Origin of the sequence: Bacteroides difficilis (assembly GCF_048319815.1) — a bacterium.
Lineage (GTDB): Bacteria > Bacteroidota > Bacteroidia > Bacteroidales > Bacteroidaceae > Bacteroides > Bacteroides zhangwenhongii.
In genome coordinates this window covers 5,284,268-5,301,668 of record NZ_CP182814.1, presented here as the reverse complement: position 1 = coordinate 5,301,668, position 17,401 = coordinate 5,284,268, and the positions used below count along the sequence as shown (strand labels likewise).

The 17,401-nt window shown below is 39.6% G+C and carries 17 protein-coding genes and 1 tRNA gene; 9 read left to right on the top strand and 9 right to left on the bottom strand.

The window, feature by feature from the left end; translation table 11 throughout:
- Positions 1 to 109: 109 nt before the first annotated feature.
- The 3 genes from ACNOGP_RS20850 to ACNOGP_RS20840 all read left to right on the top strand — a co-directional run bounded on the left by ACNOGP_RS20850 (position 110) and on the right by ACNOGP_RS20840 (position 2,400).
- Entirely contained in the window at positions 110 to 979 is an 870-nt protein-coding gene (locus ACNOGP_RS20850; RefSeq protein ID WP_418213624.1) for a DUF6845 domain-containing protein, read from the top strand.
- Positions 980 to 1,130: 151 nt separating this feature from the next.
- On the top strand, positions 1,131 to 1,934 hold the full coding sequence (locus tag ACNOGP_RS20845) for an AraC family transcriptional regulator (protein WP_418213623.1): 804 nt from the start codon (positions 1,131 to 1,133) through the stop codon (positions 1,932 to 1,934).
- Between the two features lie 94 nt (positions 1,935 to 2,028).
- A complete protein-coding gene (locus tag ACNOGP_RS20840) occupies positions 2,029 to 2,400 on the top strand; it encodes a VOC family protein (protein WP_004296844.1) in 372 nt (123 codons plus the stop codon).
- 64 nt (positions 2,401 to 2,464) lie between these two features.
- On the opposite strand, the gene ACNOGP_RS20835 is transcribed toward ACNOGP_RS20840, so the two are convergent.
- Positions 2,465 to 3,322, bottom strand: coding sequence for an AraC family transcriptional regulator (locus ACNOGP_RS20835; RefSeq protein WP_004296845.1), 858 nt, complete (start codon positions 3,320 to 3,322; stop codon positions 2,465 to 2,467).
- A gap of 311 nt (positions 3,323 to 3,633) precedes the next feature.
- Between ACNOGP_RS20835 and ACNOGP_RS20830 the strand changes: the two genes are divergently transcribed.
- The 3 genes from ACNOGP_RS20830 to ACNOGP_RS20820 all read left to right on the top strand — a co-directional run bounded on the left by ACNOGP_RS20830 (position 3,634) and on the right by ACNOGP_RS20820 (position 5,724).
- Complete coding sequence (locus ACNOGP_RS20830; RefSeq protein WP_004296847.1) at positions 3,634 to 3,858, top strand: winged helix-turn-helix domain-containing protein; 225 nt, start codon at positions 3,634 to 3,636, stop codon at positions 3,856 to 3,858.
- A 248-nt stretch (positions 3,859 to 4,106) separates the two neighbouring features.
- Positions 4,107 to 4,982, top strand: coding sequence for an urea transporter (locus ACNOGP_RS20825; protein WP_418213622.1), 876 nt, complete (start codon positions 4,107 to 4,109; stop codon positions 4,980 to 4,982).
- Between the two features lie 34 nt (positions 4,983 to 5,016).
- The gene (locus tag ACNOGP_RS20820; RefSeq protein ID WP_195474926.1) at positions 5,017 to 5,724 is read left to right on the top strand and encodes a TIGR02757 family protein; all 708 of its coding nucleotides are present in this window, start codon (positions 5,017 to 5,019) and stop codon (positions 5,722 to 5,724) included.
- A gap of 86 nt (positions 5,725 to 5,810) precedes the next feature.
- On the opposite strand, the gene ACNOGP_RS20815 is transcribed toward ACNOGP_RS20820, so the two are convergent.
- The 3 genes from ACNOGP_RS20815 to ung form a co-directional block, all read right to left on the bottom strand.
- Complete coding sequence (locus tag ACNOGP_RS20815; protein ID WP_418213621.1) at positions 5,811 to 7,073, bottom strand: leucine-rich repeat protein; 1,263 nt, start codon at positions 7,071 to 7,073, stop codon at positions 5,811 to 5,813.
- A gap of 162 nt (positions 7,074 to 7,235) precedes the next feature.
- Positions 7,236 to 8,891 carry a tetratricopeptide repeat protein gene (locus ACNOGP_RS20810; protein ID WP_418213620.1) on the bottom strand — a complete coding sequence of 552 codons (1,656 nt, stop codon included), beginning with the start codon at positions 8,889 to 8,891 and terminating at the stop codon, positions 7,236 to 7,238.
- A gap of 31 nt (positions 8,892 to 8,922) precedes the next feature.
- On the bottom strand, positions 8,923 to 9,585 hold the full coding sequence (gene ung, locus ACNOGP_RS20805) for a uracil-DNA glycosylase (RefSeq protein ID WP_418213619.1): 663 nt from the start codon (positions 9,583 to 9,585) through the stop codon (positions 8,923 to 8,925).
- A gap of 305 nt (positions 9,586 to 9,890) precedes the next feature.
- Between ung and ACNOGP_RS20800 the strand changes: the two genes are divergently transcribed.
- The 3 genes from ACNOGP_RS20800 (at position 9,891) to ACNOGP_RS20790 (ending at position 12,065) form a co-directional block, all read left to right on the top strand.
- Positions 9,891 to 10,190: an RNA recognition motif domain-containing protein gene (locus ACNOGP_RS20800; protein ID WP_007766506.1), complete on the top strand. Its 300-nt coding sequence runs from the start codon at positions 9,891 to 9,893 to the stop codon at positions 10,188 to 10,190.
- Between the two features lie 249 nt (positions 10,191 to 10,439).
- Entirely contained in the window at positions 10,440 to 11,564 is a 1,125-nt protein-coding gene (locus ACNOGP_RS20795; protein ID WP_418213618.1) for a DEAD/DEAH box helicase, read from the top strand.
- A 54-nt stretch (positions 11,565 to 11,618) separates the two neighbouring features.
- A complete protein-coding gene (locus ACNOGP_RS20790) occupies positions 11,619 to 12,065 on the top strand; it encodes a cold-shock protein (protein WP_007751279.1) in 447 nt (148 codons plus the stop codon).
- A gap of 218 nt (positions 12,066 to 12,283) precedes the next feature.
- Here the strand turns inward: ACNOGP_RS20790 and ACNOGP_RS20785 are convergent.
- From ACNOGP_RS20785 to sppA, 5 genes are all read right to left on the bottom strand, one after another.
- Positions 12,284 to 12,356 (bottom strand) — tRNA-Phe (locus ACNOGP_RS20785).
- A gap of 165 nt (positions 12,357 to 12,521) precedes the next feature.
- Positions 12,522 to 13,556: a thiamine-phosphate kinase gene (gene thiL / locus ACNOGP_RS20780; protein WP_186967311.1), complete on the bottom strand. Its 1,035-nt coding sequence runs from the start codon at positions 13,554 to 13,556 to the stop codon at positions 12,522 to 12,524.
- Between the two features lie 18 nt (positions 13,557 to 13,574).
- Positions 13,575 to 14,384 (bottom strand): purine-nucleoside phosphorylase, encoded by an 810-nt coding sequence (locus ACNOGP_RS20775; protein WP_007766496.1) that lies wholly within the window; start codon positions 14,382 to 14,384, stop codon positions 13,575 to 13,577.
- Positions 14,341 to 15,471 (bottom strand): tetraacyldisaccharide 4'-kinase, encoded by a 1,131-nt coding sequence (gene lpxK, locus ACNOGP_RS20770; protein WP_418213617.1) that lies wholly within the window; start codon positions 15,469 to 15,471, stop codon positions 14,341 to 14,343. The genes ACNOGP_RS20775 and lpxK overlap by 44 nt, the downstream gene beginning before the upstream one ends.
- A gap of 9 nt (positions 15,472 to 15,480) precedes the next feature.
- A complete protein-coding gene (gene sppA, locus ACNOGP_RS20765) occupies positions 15,481 to 17,259 on the bottom strand; it encodes a signal peptide peptidase SppA (protein ID WP_418213616.1) in 1,779 nt (592 codons plus the stop codon).
- Positions 17,260 to 17,401 lie beyond the last annotated feature (142 nt).

Sequence of the window (17,401 nt, the reverse complement as noted above, 5' to 3'; positions counted from 1 at the left end):
TTAAGTTAATATCATATAGAGAACACTTTTCGAATATGCATTGTTTGTCTATAACAAAAAACGATTTTTATTGTTATAGTACGAAAGACTCAATAAACTAACCATTATTATGAAGAAGAATATCTTATTATTTGGAGCACTGATAGGTGCTTTCTTAATGGTTTCCTGTTCGGGAGGAAACAAGAAACAGGCTGCGTCCTCCGTCACTCCGGAGGAATTGGATAATGCCAGTAAAGTGATAAACTATTATCATACATCGCTCATCGTGTTGAGGCATGTAGCTAATGCAAAAGACGTAAATGCGGTCTTGGGATATATGGAACAGACAGGAAAAGTTCCTGAAGTATCTCCGATAGCACCGCCTGAAGTATCTGCCAGAGACACTGCGGAATTGATGGATCCGGGAGATTACTTTAATATACAAGTCCGTCAGAATCTGAAGCAGAGTTATAGAGGACTTTTCAGTGCACGGGCGCAATTCTATGATAATTTTAATAAGTTTCTCTCTTACAAGCAGGCCAAAGAGACAGCCAAGGCTGGCAAGCTCTTGGATGAAAACTATCGGCTAAGTGTAGAAATGTCCGAATATAAACAAGTGATTTTTGATATTCTAAGCCCTCTCATGGAACAGGCTGAAAAAGAACTTCTTGCCGACGAACCGTTGAAAGATCAAATCATGGCTATGCGTAAGATGTCCGGCACTGTGCAAAGCATAATGAATCTTTATTCCCGCAAACATGTACTGGAGGGTGCTCGCATTGATGTGAAGATGGCAGAATTGAAGAAAGAACTCGAAGCTGCAAAGAAACTTCCTGCTGTCACAGGCTATGATGAAGAGCAAAAGAATTATTATAGCTTCCTGTCTTCTGTGGAATCGTTTATGAAAGATATGCAGAAAGCAAGAGACAAAGGCGCATATTCCGATGCAGATTACAATGCGATGTCGGAAGCCTACGAATATGGACTTTCCGTTATCTAAAGAATTCTTCCTCTGTTTGAATGAGTTGCAATCATGCTTCTTCAAGCAGAGGATGCTTTTTTAATTAAGTAAAGAAGTCCTTTTTTTACTATCCCCTTTTAAACAGGAGTTTTACTTTTGCATTTGGATTAAGAAATAATATCTTTGTTATATGCAATCATTTCAATTGATAAAACCCTGTTTTGCCCTGGCTCCCTATATACGGCATTACTGGATATTGCAAGACGACTCAATAGCTCCTGTCTCCGAACGGACTCTGCCTATTGGCTGCATGCAACTGGTATTCCATAAAGGGAAACAACTTCTTTTGTTTGGCGAGTCGGAGCTGCAACCCCAATCCTTTATTTCCGGACAATCGGTCGGTTTCTCGGATGTGATGTCTACAGGCAGGATAGAGATGATTACTGTTGTTTTTCAACCTTATGCGGTGAAAGCATTGTTTCACATACCCAGTCATCTGTTCCGCGGGCAGACTGTAGATACCGATGCGATGGAAGATGTAGAACTGTCGGATTTAGTGAAACAGGTCACGGATACTTCTGATAATGCAGTTTGTATTCGGTTGATAGAGCGGTTTTTTCTTCGTCGTTTATACACTCTTCCCGAGTATAATCTCAAGCGGATGTCTGCTGTCTTTCATGAAATAAACCTCCGGCCGCAAATCAACATTTCTCATTTGTCGGAAACAGCCTGTTTGAGCAGTAAGCAGTTTGGGCGTATCTTCGCCGATTATGTCGGCACTACTCCCAAGGAATTTATTCGTATTATCCGTATGCAACGGGCGTTATCCATGCTGCAACAGGATGCTACCATCCCTTTTGTACAAGTGGCTTATGAATGTGGCTTTTCCGATCAGTCTCACATGATAAAGGAATTCAAACTCTTTTCCGGTTATACCCCTGCGGAGTATCTTTCTGTATGCGCCCCTTATTCCGATTATTTCTCTGAACTCTAAAGATGTCTCTTTTTTCCTATCGGGCTTCCTCGTGTTACCCTACTTTTGCAATGTCTTTGCAAAGGCTTAGTAGTAACTATAAAAAAGAAACGAGATGAAAAAATTAATTGCATTTTTTGAGATTCCTGCTACCGATTTCCGTCGGGCTGTCGATTTTTACGAAACTGTGTTGGGGGTGCAACTTCCGACTTTTGAATGTGAAACAGAGAAAATGGCTTGTTTCACGGAAGAAGGTGAAACTGTCGGTGCTATTTCTTATGCTTCAAATTTCGACTTTCTTCCTTCAACGCATGGCGTACTTATCCATTTCAACTGTGAGGATATTGAACAAACGTTGGAAAAAGTGCTTCTGAAAGGAGGGAAAGTTGTCATTCCCAAAACAAAGATTGAGGCAGACGATAAAGGATGGTTTGCCGTATTCACGGATAGTGAAGGAAACAGGATTGGCGTCTATGCTGAAAAATAACAGGTAGGGAAGAGGGAACAGCCTGTCTGAAAGTGACTACTGTTCCTTCGTCCCCTTATCCGGATTATTCTACCGGAATATAGATCTCCGTCAACAACTCTTCGGGGGGAGTGTCACATGGATTGTTCAGATAGCGTTCAGCACTGGCTTCATCACGTATCGTACATTCCATTTCGGGCAGATACTTTCCGTAAATCGTATCGTATACAGCTTGCAGATTGTCATACGGGCCTTTATAAAGGAAAATAGCATAACGTCCGGCTGGGATAACCTTGAATCCCACATCACTTTTGGGGGCAACCTTTACAGGCATTACCATGCATACGTCTGTACGCAGTTTCTCGGCTGGCGTCACTTTCGGATCATCGTGGTAGATGCAAAGCGGGCTGAAATCTCCCATCGGCAGTTTTTGTTCTTTGATGAATTGGAATAAACGGCCCCAAGTGCCACCATAATCATTCAGTTTGTAGTCGCCTGTAAGGCGGATATAAATCACATTCCGTTCGGAGACATTTCTGATCTCTTTTTTTAGTTCCAGGTCTGGCCTGATAATCGCTGGTTTCATAATTACAAAGTTTTTATTGTTTCTATATTCTAAAGGTGAAATGCCATAAAATTGCTTGAACACTTTCGATAATGAAGAAGGGGATGCGTAACCAATCCGGTAGGCGATGTCAGCAATCGGAATATCCGAGTAGCGGAGTAGGCGTGCGGCAGCTTCTGTCCGCGTCCGGACAATAAACGTACCAATCGGTTCACCGAGAAAAGCTTTCATGATCCGGTGAAAGTAAAAAGGAGAAAAGTTTGAAATTCTGGCCAGAGATTTTAAATCAATATCTTCTCCTAAATGTTGGATGATGTATTCCACTACAACATTTACGCACTTTTGATATTCCTCTTTCGTTGTTTTTTTCTGTTGCATAACTAATTTTGGTATTTCACTTCGCAAAGGTATTGGTAAAAAAGCGAAATGACTTGTCCGATATTGCGGAAATGTCAACTTTCTATTTTCTTTCTATGGTTGCCCTATACCTGTTTTGAGAATTTATTTTGATATATAATGTACCTTACAGTGGTGTTATGGTGTGAACCATGACCAAATTTTTAACCGTTAATTGCGAAATTGATTTTCTTGTTTTAAATAATGTCAAAAACTAAAATAAAAAAGCCGGTTTTGTTATAAACTATTATTAAAATGATTATATTGTAACCGAATTATTAATAAAAATAGCCATGGATAAAACAATTGTAGGGAACAATGCCGGAAAGGTCTGGTATGCCCTGAAAGAAATTGGTGAAATTTCAATACCTGAATTGGCGAGAAGATTAAACCTAAGCGTAGAAAGTACAGCATTGGCCGCCGGTTGGTTGGCACGAGAGAACAAAATTTGTATCCAACGGAAAAATGGATTAATTGCTTTATCTGATGAAAGCGCTTTTCCCTTCAGCTTTGGATAAATGAAAGTTTTTGAATGCATAGTTTTGGAGTGTCCTTAACTTATAAAGTAAAAAATGTCGATATAAAACATCTAAGTTAAGTTTACGTCTGATAAGTTTTATATCTAAAAGAGTTACTCAAGAAAAATTGGGTAACTCTTTTGACGTATAATGAATGTATAAAAATATCTGTTTATTATGTGGAATAGATAAAATATATATACTTTTGTACCCGGATTATAACTGCTTAATGGATAAAGAAGAAATTTATGGGTAAATTTTTGCTTATATTGGGACGGGGAGTGGGTCAGGTAATGTTTCAGAATAATGCACTGTCGGGGGCATTGATGTTAGTTGGTATTTTGCTAAACTCCTGGCAGATGGCTTTATTAGCTGTAGCAGGTAATATAGTAGGTACATTGGCTGCTTACTTGTCCGGTTATAGTCGCGAAGATATTGAAAATGGTTTGTATGGGTTCAATGGGACTCTGGTGGGGATTGCGATAGGGGTATTTATGCCGATAACTTTGCCTTCCTTGCTATTATTGATTGTTGTTTCTTGCCTATCCACGTGGATTGCATGGCTTTTTAGTTTGCAACGTTTTATCTCCGGATTTACGGCTCCTTTTATTCTATCTGTATGGATACTACTGTTTGTCTGTTCTTGCTGGTTTCCTTCTTTACTATTGAAATCCGAGAATTCTGCGGGAACGCAAGCATTCGCTTTCTTACAGTCGTTTAGCCTGAATATTGGACAAGTGATGTTTCAAGGTGGCGTTATATTGACAGGCCTGTTTTTTCTTTTAGGCATTTTGGTTAATTCTCGTGTGAATGCTGTCTATGCGGTGTTGGGAGCATTGTTGCCTATTCCTATAGCTCTGTTGGCAGGAGTCGAATCTGCGGTATTGAATGCAGGGCTAATAGGATATAATGGTGTGTTATGCGCTATCGCTTTGGGAGACAAGACATGGAGCGGGGGAGTGTATGCCGTATTCTCTGTGTTATTATCTGTTTTTCTTCAACTTTTGGGAATGAATGTCGGGATTACTACACTGACTGCTCCGTTTGTTCTTTCTGTATGGATTACGATAGGAATACGGTATCTGTTGCTTACCCTGTTTCCTGCTAAGCAGAAAGTTGCCTGAAAAATTGTTGTGATAATAAACGGATGACTTTGAAATGACTGAAGATATAAAGAACAAGCTATTGATGTGTGCGGAAATTTATCATTGTGCCGGTTTTATAGAAAGTGATCCGGTGCAGTTCCCTCATCGTTACACACTGAAACAGGACATTGAAATTAGCGGTCTGCTGACGGCGATAATGAGTTTTGGTAATCGTAAGCAGATACGGAAGAAAGCAGAGGAGTTACATGGATTAATGGGAGGTTCGCCTTACCGATATGTATTATCATGCCGTTGGAAGGACGATTTCCCTGCGGGAGCGAAGAATAGTTTTTATCGAATGCTGTCATATGATGATTTTTATGGATATTTTCAGCGTTTGTATACAGCTTACTCCTGTTTTGACAGTTTAGAGGAAGCTTTAAATGTGTATACCGGAATACCGATGGAAAAGTTATGTGCTTTTCTTGAGGTTTCTGCAAAAAGTCCACAGAAAAAACTGAATATGTTTTTGCGTTGGATGATTCGTCGGGATTCGGAAGTTGATTTTGGAATCTGGGATAGTTTCGACCAGAAAGATCTGATCGTTCCTTTAGATACACATGTTTGCCGGGTAGCTCATTATTTAAATTTGACGGATTCGGAAACTTTCTCTTTGAAGAATGCCCGTCAGATTACTGTTGCTTTGGCAGAGGTATTTCCTGATGATCCTTGTTTGGGGGATTTTGCATTGTTTGGGTTAGGAGTAAATGGGGAAATATAAATCAGTCGGTAATGTAAAAATCGATTATAACAGAAAAAGTAAGGGTTTAGGTACTTACCTTTCAGTTATAATCGAAGAAAGAAATATTAGAACGTTCTTATTTTGTCTTTAAATTCTTCCCATCCATTTGCCGATTTATATTTTTCCGCTGTTCCGGAAGGAACACGAATGGTTGCTATGTTTTTAGGAAATCCATACCATACCTTTTCAAATACTTGTGGCGGAGTTGTTGCTTCTACTTTCACTTCCTGAATACCTGTATTATCGAATGCTGAGAAATTGATTTGGATGACATTCGAAGGAATGGTCAGATGAGTCACTTTCTGGTTGCCACCAAGTAGTCCTTGGCCTAATATCCGGATGCTTTGTGGAATTTCAAAGCGAGTTAATTGTGGACATCCTTCAAAACAGTATGCTTTGATTATGGCGTCAGGGGTGTCACTGACAACAGGTCCGTAAGTTAGTACTTCTGTTAATTCCGGGCAATAGTAGAAAGCTCTGCCTTCTAAAGTTATAATTCCGTTTGGTAATTTTGCTATTGTAATACCACTCTCACGAAAAGCTTCTATCTCGATTATCTTTACATTTTCAGGGATTCCAATTCTTCTCAGCTTTGAAGTTCCAAGAAACGCTTGTGCTCCGATTTCCTTTAGTGTTAGAGGCAGTTTAATTTCTTCGATACCAGAGCGAAAGAATGTGCTGGCAGGAAGTGTGGTGATCTTTGTCTGACTTAGGTCTACACTCTTCAAGTTCTTACAATAGTAAAATATGTCTGCTTCAAGTTTTTCTAAAGTTGAAGGAAAAACGATTTCTTGAATGCTTGAATTGAAGAAAGCTTCTTCTCCAATAGCCACAAGTCCTTCATTGAGTATTACTTTACTTATTTTTCTACCATAAAACACTTTTTTCGCAATTGATTTTACATGATTGGGCAACGTGATTGTTTCATAACCGTTCACTACTTCCGTTAATACACCATTTTCTATACGTATAGGGGCTATTTGCACAGCAAATGTCTTTTGCTTCCCCTCTATGGTAACTGTAACCTCTTGTTTTTCAACGGGAGTTGAAGAGGAAAAGCCGCTGATTTGTTCCAAAGTTACATTTACAGGTCGTCGTTGACCGTCATCGTAATTGCCTATCACTTTAATTCCGGTTAAATCAATCTTTTCACCTAGCGTATAGATCGTTTTTTCGGGAAGCTGTTCTATTGAGAAACTTTCGAGCAAAGCCTCCGATATATCGGATGATTGCCCAATGGATGGTGAATTGTTTTTATATTCATCACTTTCTTTTCCGCATGCTACCATAAAAAGCATGAGATTTAATAACATAACAATCTTTTTCATAATTTTCTTCTTTTACAAGTTTTCCGCTTGCAAAAGTAGCGAGATTTTGCCTTTTTAGAGTTACAATGCAGTCCCGCATTTCTAACACTCTTGATTGGTAAACTCTGATATTCAGTTGTTTGTAGGAATGGATACTTGAATTTTCTAACACTAGCCTAACGACTATTCAAAAAGTGATAGAAACAGGTCTTTGTTGGCTGTTTCCGCAGATTTTATGCGTGACTTTAGACGTGATTTGCGGGCGTAGACATTGGCTACTGTATCTTTCATAAACAGACTGATAACTTGTGGTGAGAAGCCGACAAAGATGTAACAAAGTAACCGTATGTCTGTTTCCTTCATTGTAGGAAAATCATTCCGTAGTTTTTGCATGGCATTATCATGGCAGGTATTAACAATTAGTTCTAGTTCTTGCAACATTTCTCCGTTTTCTGAAAAGTCAGTGATGATTTGTTTTACTTCTTGGAACATGGCAGCTTGCTGTGACGAAGTGTTCTCCCGCTCATAGTAGGTCTTGCCTAGTTTATCGATGATGTCGAAACGGGAGGCAATCAATCCTTTCAAGTGATTTTCGGTATTGCGCTGTCCCTCCATGCGTTCTGTCAAAGCTTTATATTCGGAATTAGCTTCTTCTACCAATAGTAGATAGCGATCTGTGCGTTCACGTTGTAAACGCATACGTTGTCGGATTATGTACCAAGCTATACCTGACAACAGAATGACTATAATTATGGATGAAATCTCTAGAATAGTACGATTTTTCATGCGATATTCCGCGAAAGCCGATTGTTCCTGGAAATACTCTCGTTCGACCATACCGGCAGAAAATTGCATATTCGAGCGCGTCAGGGAATCAGTCAGATATATGTAGCGGTGTATATTTTCTGTTGCTTTTTCAAAGTTTTTGGATTGAGCTTCGATCCGATAAGCAGTATAGTATAAGTTTGCCATGTCACGAATGTCGGTTGTATGTGTTTCTGCCAGTTTTAGATAATGACGTGCACTGTCCATGTGATTCTTTAGGAGTTGCACGTCAACCAGTGTATGATAACCGTATAATGTATCTTTTCGTGCGGAAAGTTCAATTCGTAGCAATAGGTCATGAGGTATTTGTTTTTTTCCGGATATTACATAGAGAGAAGCTAGGTTGGTCAGACTGGATTTGGCCAGTTTATCACTTTTTTGTTCATCAGCCAAATCAAGTGCGGAGGAGTAGAGTCGTATTGCTTTCTCAACATCCTTTGAGTGATAAGTAGCAGCAGCCATATCAAGTGTAGCTTCTGCTTCTTCACGTAGATTTTCGGATTGACGGAAGTTATTCCGAGATTCCCGGAAATAATGATAAGCCCGGTTATAGTTCATCTGTGCATAATATACTTCACCGATCTGGCTATATAAGAGTCCTTTATAATAGGGCTCATTAGTGTCTTTCAACTTTTTCTCAATCTCTAGAAAAAGGCGTAGTGCTCCAGCTTTATCATTTGCACGTAATTTGATACGTCCCCAATAATAGAGAGTTGTGCATTGGTTACGCAAATCTTTCGGATGATGCTTATAGTAATTCCAAGCTTTTCGGATAAGGGAGTCACTTGTTGTTTTGATATGGTTCTGATCCAAAGCGGCAGAATAAAGTAAAGCGTATTTGGCCTGTTCCGCTTGTTGGCTTCCCGGCGTAAATTGCTGTAATATACTCAAAGCACTGTCCGGCTTATTTTGCAACAAAGCTTCCGCTTCATTAAGGAGGGAATTTTGCTCTCTGTTATAGCATCCTGTAAAAGAGAAAATTATCAATATTTTAAGTATTATCTTACTTTTCATTCTGTAAATTGTAGTTTAGGGGATCATATATTTACCAATCTATCTCCTTTATTCCCTTGCTCTGTAAGAAAGCGTTCGCTTTGCTAAAATGTTTGCAGCCAAAGAAACCATATTCTGCTGAACGGGGAGATGGATGAACAGTTGTCAATACTAGATGCTTGTTGGTATCTATCAAGGATAGTTTCTCTCTTGCGTAACTTCCCCAAAGCATGAAAACTAGATTTTCTCGTTTATCACTTAACTTTCTGATAACTGCGTCTGTGAATATTTCCCATCCCATATTTCGGTGTGAACCTGTTTCGTGTGCACGTACGGTAAGAACGGAATTCATGGGAAATACCCCTTGTGTTACCCAACGGTCCAAATTGCCGGAGGTAGGGATTGGTTTTCCCAAGTCTTGATTTATCTCTTTAAAAATATTGGCTAATGATCTGGGAATGGCTACTCCATCCGGAACGGAAAAGCAGATTCCATAATATTGTCCTGGATTGGGGTATGGATCTTGTCCAAGAATAACGACTTTGACTTTCTCGAAAGGGCAGGAATTGAATACATGGAATATTTGATGTCCGAGAGGAAGGATATGTGCCCGTTCATATTCACTTTTGACGAATGCAACCAGCTTTTCAAAGTATGGTTTGTTGAATTCTTCCTGTAATTGTTGTCTCCAACTTTCTTCTATTTTGACATTCATTGGTCACTGAAAAATTGTACAATGACAAAGGTAGGCATATTATGATAAAATATCAAGAATAAGGTTATGGCATTTCTCCATTTGATACCAATTGCGTGCTAATAAATGATAATAAACGTCTTTCTTATAAAAAAGAATGGATGTAAACGTACTTATTTAATTTATTGCATTACCTTTGTACGCAGAGTTTGAGTTACGAATTGTTATCGTATAGTTCTTCTTTTAATATAATGTTAGTAAGTAGTCCTCTTCTTTAATTATCCTCCTCACTCCAATTTAGTATTTATTTTAATAAAAGTTTTTAGATGAACATTTACATTGCAGGTTTAAGTTATCGCACAAATGATGCGGACTTAACAAATTTATTTGCAGAGTTTGGAGAAGTTTCTTCAGCTAAAGTTATTATGGATAGAGAAACCGGTAAGTCCAGAGGATTCGCTTTCGTGGAAATGACAAGTGATGAAGAAGGGCAAAAAGCAATAGACGAATTAAACGGCGTTGAATACGACCAAAAGGTTATTTCGGTAAGCGTTGCACGTCCTCGCGCTGAAAAACCGTCATACGGTGGAAGCCGTGGAGGTTATAGTAACTCCAGAAGATATTAATATCCGGACTTTAGGAAAGCGGAAGAATATATTTCTTCTGCTTTCTATAAAGTCTTTGTATCCGCCTTTATGATTTATCTGCGGAGGCTTTTATAAAAACAGATAGCCGGAAAAGAAAATCATCTAACAATTAAGTTCTGCTAATTCTCACTCCTCCGTGTAGTGTAATAAGGATATCCTAAATCCTGATCTTTTCATGTCTAAAGAAGAATTATTAGGCTTTACTACAAATTTTAAAAAATTCTATTTATGACATTTAGAGATTTAAATATAATCGAACCGATTTTAAAAGCAATTGAAGAAAAAGGATATACTGTCCCAACATCTATTCAAGAAAAAGCAATTCCTGCCGCATTGGCGAAAAGAGATATATTAGGTTGTGCGCAAACAGGAACAGGAAAGACCGCTTCGTTTGCAATTCCTATTATCCAGCATTTGCAGGCAAATAAAGAGACAGATAAACGTCGGGGTATCAAAGCGCTGATATTAACGCCTACCCGTGAGCTTGCTTTGCAAATCAGTGAGTGCATTGATGATTATTCAAAATATACCCATGTGCGTCATGGAGTTATTTTTGGTGGTGTGAATCAACGTCCTCAGATTGATATGTTACACAAAGGAATTGATATTCTAGTGGCAACTCCGGGCCGCTTGCTTGATTTGATGAATCAAGGGTATATTCATCTGACTAATATAGAATATTTTGTGCTTGATGAGGCAGATCGTATGCTCGATATGGGTTTTATACATGATATCAAGCGAATATTGCCGAAACTTCCGAAAGAAAAGCAAACGCTGTTTTTTTCAGCAACAATGCCAGATAGTATTATTGTTTTGACAAAATCTCTATTGAAGAATCCGGTGAAGATTTATATAACACCAAAGTCGTCAACAGTAGATTCAATCAAGCAAATTATTTATTTTGTGGAGAAGAAGGAAAAAAGCCAGCTATTAATTTCGATTCTGCAAAAGGCGGAAGACCAGTCAGTGCTCATCTTTTCACGAACAAAGCATAATGCTGATAAAATTGTTAGAATATTAGGTAAGGCAGGGATTGGAAGTCAAGCTATTCACGGAAACAAAAGCCAAGCAGCGAGACAGTCTGCATTGGGGAACTTTAAATCGGGAAAGACGAAAGTAATGGTGGCTACCGATATTGCTTCCAGAGGTATTGATATTAATGAATTGCCGTTGGTTATTAATTATGATCTTCCTGATGTTCCCGAAACTTATGTACATCGTATCGGTCGTACGGGAAGAGCTGGAAATGAAGGTACAGCACTTACGTTTTGCTCGCAGGAAGAGCGGAAACTGGTTAATGATATTCAGAAATTGACAGGGAAGAAACTGAATAAAGCTGATTTTGCTATTTGAAATCAGCAATTTACAATCCTTTAAAATATAAATATTAAATTAAATATAGATTCTATGGCAAAATCCATGACAGTTGGTAAACGTGAAAATGAAAAGAAAAGACTCGCTAAACGGGAAGAAAAACTCAAGAAGAAAGAAAGCAGAAAATTATCAGGTACCAGTAGTTTCGATGATATGATTGCTTATGTAGACGAGAATGGAATGATAACTTCAATTCCGCCCACTGATGATATTAAAAAGGAGGAGATTAATCCGGATGAAATAATCATAGCAACTCCAAAGAAAGAGGAAACAGAGCCGGTAATTTTGAAAGGTCGAGTTGAATTCTTTAATGAATCGAGAGGCTTTGGCTTTATAAAGGACCTTTCAGGAGTTGATAAGTACTTTTTTCACGTGAACAATGCTGCACCAGGTATTGCCGAAAATGATATTGTGACATTCGATTTGGAACGTGGGGTGAAAGGGATGAATGCGGTTAATATTTGCTTGGAAAAGCAGTAAAACTTTATCTTTCCCGACTTGTAATTAGGAATATTCGATAAACACCATTTGGGGTGACCTACAAAAGAGCAAGCTTTCCTTTTCAAGAGGAACTTGCTCTTTATTTTTTCTTAATATTTGATTCCTGTTTTGCTGAAAATGTGGAAGCTTGAGGAAAAAAGAAAATCCCTAAAATGCTTAATTTTCAGGGATTTATCAAATTTGAAGTCTTTTAAAAGTGGTGTCACCAGGAATCGAACCGGGGACACAAGGATTTTCAGTCCTTTGCTCTACCAACTGAGCTATGACACCAAGATAGTTAACTTAATTCAGTTATTTCTCTTTTGCGGTTGCAAAGGTAGTGAAACTTTTGGAATACACAAATCTTCTGGAAATAAAAAACACTGATAAAAAGTTAGTAACCTTATTATCAGTGTTATATGGAATGAAAATAATTTTGTTATATACAGAGGTTTCTTATTTCTCCTCCTTTAAAGGATTCCATCCTTGTGCTTTTAATTCAAATTCTTGTCCATCGCGGGTAATCAATGCACAACCTAGTTCCGGTTTGGTGATATGACCTATGAGACGGACACCTTCCATTTGCGAAACCTTCTCGTGGTCGGCGATAGGTACGGTGAAGAGAAGTTCATAATCTTCACCTCCATTCATAGCACATGTAGTCAGATTCATATTGAATTCTTCAGCCATCACAGCTGTTTGATAATCGATAGGGATGTGTTCTTCGTAAACACGGCAGCCGGCATTACTTTGTTTGCATATATGCATAAGCTCCGAAGATAGACCGTCAGAGATGTCCATCATGGAGGTCGGGACAATATTTGCAGAAGCAAGTTTCTCAATGATGTCTTTGCGGGCTTCCGGTTTTAACTGACGCTCCAATAAATATTCTTTGCCGGAGAAATCAGGTTGTATGTCCTTTTCACCTTTCAAAACATTTTTTTCCCGTTCCAATAGTTGTAATCCCATGTAGGCGGCTCCCAAATCTCCACTGACACAAATCAAATCTGTTTCTTTAGCCCCGTTGCGGTATACAACTTTATCTTTGTCTGCATCACCAATACAGGTTATGCTGATGGTAAGTCCGGTGAGGGAAGAAGTCGTATCCCCTCCGACAATGTCGACATTGTATTGCTGACACGCAAGTCGGATACCCGAATAAAGCTCATCCATATCTTCTACGCTGAAACGCTTAGAGAGACCGAGTGATACTGTTATCTGTCGGGGAGTGCCATTCATGGCATAGATATCGGAAAAATTGACTATGGCAGCCTTATATCCTAAATGTTTCAAAGGGACGTATGTCAAGTCAAAATGTACGCCTTCCAGAAGCAGGTCTGTGGTTATCAACACCTGCTTTTCGGAAGAGTAGGAGAGAACGGCGGCGTCGTCGCCCACTCCATATTTGCTGGATTCATTTTTCAGTTCGATTCCTCCGGTGAGACGGTCTATCAGGCCGAACTCACCGAGAGATGCTATTTCAGTTCTCATATAATTCGGGATAGTTGTTTAGGCACGGTTAATAAGTTCACGCATGATTGTAGTCATTTTCGGTTGAGCGGCGTCGGCGGCTTTCTGAACTTCTTCGTGCGTTACTTCAACGATTTTTCCTTCTACTCCCAAATCGGTAATGACAGAAATACCGAATACTTTGATACCACAATGATTGGCTACAATCACCTCCGGAACGGTGGACATACCCACAGCGTCAGCACCGAGAATGTGGAATAGCTTATATTCGGCTGGAGTCTCAAAAGTAGGACCTTGTGTACCGATATACACCCCATGCTGAACTTTGATTCCTTTTTCTTTAGCGATTTCGTCCGCTTTACGAATCAGTTCTTTACTGTATGCTTCACTCATATCCGGGAAACGGGGACCATAAGGAATATTCTTTCCGCGAAGCGGATGTTCGGGGAAATAATTGATATGGTCAGTAATAATCATCAAGTCACCGATTTCGAAATCTGCATTGGTACCACCACTCGCATTAGATACAAACAAGGTTTTGATACCCAATTCACGCATTACACGTACAGGGAAAGTTACTTCCTTCATAGAATAACCTTCATAATAGTGGAAACGACCTTGCATGGCCATAATATCTTTATTGCCAAGTTTGCCGAAGATCAGTTTGCCACTGTGCCCTTCGACCGTAGATACCGGAAAGTTCGGGATATCCGAATAATTGATTTCATACTTCTCGGTAATTTCATTGGCTAGACTGCCAAGCCCGGTGCCAAGTATGATGGCGGTTTCGGGACTGGTATGCATCTTACCTTTCAGATAAGCTGCGGTTTCTTGTATTTTCTCTAACATAGTCAATAATATGTTGGTTAAATTTATCTTGTTGATTCTGTAAAATCTCTATTTCAATAGGCAAGGCATAGATATATGGTTTTAAAGCCTCGTCCAAAACCGGATGATTGATAAGGCGTGTCGCATCCTTCTCGGTAGTGATAATCAACCGATGTTCCCCTTTCAGTTCATTGAACCGTTCTTTGATGCGCTGCATATCCCGGCTACTGAAATCGTGATGATCATTGAACTCCAGTAAGTCTATCTGCTTAGTACAGCCTTTCAGCTTTTCGAGGATAGAAACGGGTGAAGCGATACCGGTCATCAATAATACATTCGTATCCGTTAATGCGGATAATGGAATCTCTTTGTTCACCGAAGCCATCTCTGCATCCGATGTCTGGGCCGGAAATACCGGTTGCAGATTACCATATCGGAACGAAGAAAAGAATAACTGCTGGTAGGGGTAAAGGTTCAGACGTTTTGCAATAATATTGTAATCAATGGGCTTGATATCCTGCGGACATTTGGTCACAATGACGATTTGTGCCCGGTTTTTGCCGCCGACAGGCTCACGTAACCTACCAGCGGGAAGTAATGTGTCATCACAGAATAAGCGATGATAATCAGTTAATAGAATGCTTAGTCCCGGCTTGACATAACGGTGTTGGAAAGCGTCATCCAGCAGAATGACATCTATTAAAGGCTTTTCCAATGCAAGCAACTCTTCTATGCCATGACAACGTTTTTCATCGACCGCTACTGTGACGGATGGAAACTTCTGATGTATCTGGTAAGGCTCATCACCGATACTTTCTGCTGTACTTTCCGGAATGGCAAGCACATAACCTTTCGTGTGCCGTTTATATCCCCGACTCAATACAGCTACATTATATTGATTACAAAGAAGCTTTATCAGATATTCGGTGTGGGGAGTTTTTCCTGTTCCTCCTACGGCTAGATTACCTACACTGATGACAGGTATATCGAAATTCTTTGATTGGAAAAAATTCCAGTCAAAAAGCTTGTTTCTCACCCTTACCGCCATTCCATAGAGCCAGGAGGCAGGATAAAGCCATTTGTGTATCTTGATAAAGTGATCGTCCATGTTTGCGTTTTATTTAATATTCAGTTCAAAAGGAACACGTGCCTGAATCATAGATTGTTCTTTCAGGTTCGTTAGCAGACCGAATTGCCGGTAATATTCGCCTAACTTACTTTTCAGTAATTGTGATTCTACGTAATTAGTCGGCTTCGTATCAAGCAGAGAAGACAATACGTCTTTTTTCTCCGGATAAGACACAATGGTGTATCCTCCGACTCCGGCTTTGGCAACAGCAATCTCCAATGCTTTATCGATTCCCCCCAATTCATCTACTAATCCCAGTTCTTTGGCGGCCTCACCTGTCCATACACGACCTTCAGCGATCTTTTCTATTGCCTCTTTGGTTGTATGGCGTCCTTCGGCACACCGGGTTATGAAAGTGTCGTATCCTTCGGCTACCATCATTTGGAGCAATGCTTTTTCACCTTCACTGAACGGACGCATGATATTGCCGAAATCCGCATATTTATTCGTTTTCACTACGTCATAGCTTAAACCGATTTTATCGGTCAATTCTTTTACATTGGGAACTATACCGAAGATTCCGATGGAACCGGTCAGCGTTGTTGGCTCTGCTACGATTGTGTCGGCACCACAAGAAATGTAATAGCCTCCTGATGCGGCATAGTCACTCATGGAAACAATTACCGGCTTCTTTGTTTTCAGTTCTTTCACCGCATACCAGATTTGCTCGGAAGCAAAAGCACTTCCACCCGGTGAATTGACGCGGAGAACAACGGCTTTCACATCATCATTATCTTTCAGCTTGCGAAGGTCGCGAATGACTTTGGAACCGACAATACCCTCTTCTGAGGTTGCAGAGCCCGGATAATCCGTAATTTCACCACTGGCATAATAAACAGCTATAATATTCCCGCTTTTATCTTTCGGCACATTTTTCCTTACGTTTATCATATCGCCCAATCCTAATAAAGAAAGATTGTCGTCTTCGTCTATATCTACCAACCTTTTAAGATAATCGCGTACATCATTGCGATAAACCAACGTATCAGCCAATCCACATCTGACGCTCTCTTCTGCCGGATAGAACATTAACATACGGTCGGCATAGGCATTTAATGAATCTATGGGAATATTTCGGGAAGCGGAAACGCCTTCGGTAACCTGGCTCCAGATAGAATTGATAAATGCCGTGACCTGTTCACGGTTAGCCGGACTCATCTCTGTAGCGGTGAACGGCTCTACGGCGGATTTGTATGTTCCTACCTTGAATACTTGCATTTCTACTCCAATTTTCTGCAATAAGTCTTTGTAGAACAAAGGGGTGGAGGCAATACCCCGCCATTCAATCATTCCTTTAGGATTTAGCAGAACCTTGTCGGCTGCACTGGAAAGATAATAAAGCCCTTGAGTGTAAGAGTCGGCATAAGCGATGACAAATTTGCCACTTTCCTTGAAGTCGAGCAGCGCATTACGAATCTCTTGTAGAGAAGCGTATGATGTCCCCAACGAATTTGCCTGCAGATAAATCCCTTTGATATCCTCATTTTCTTTAGCTTTCTTGATAGACGAAAGAATGTCGTCCAGTCCATACGTGTTGGAATCGTCGTTGAATAACTGTGATAAAATTCCTAGTGGGTCTTCTTGTGTGCGTTCCACCAACGTTCCGTTCAGGTCGAGTATCATAACGGAGTTCTTTTTGACTATCGTTTCCGTATCCGAAGCAGCCATGATACCAAACAGCGTTACCATGCCGATTATAAATAATACAATACTTGACAAAATGATACCTGTCACTGTGGCAAGTGTAAATTTCAAGAAATCTTTCATTATACTAATTGTTTTTTCGCCAGCTTGTTATTAAGCTAACAAAGATAAATAATTGAGTTGATATTTATTCAATAAGTCGTGCGAATTTTTGTTTTATCACAATGAATCTGTATAAATCGGAGTTTCTATCCTTTGAAATTTA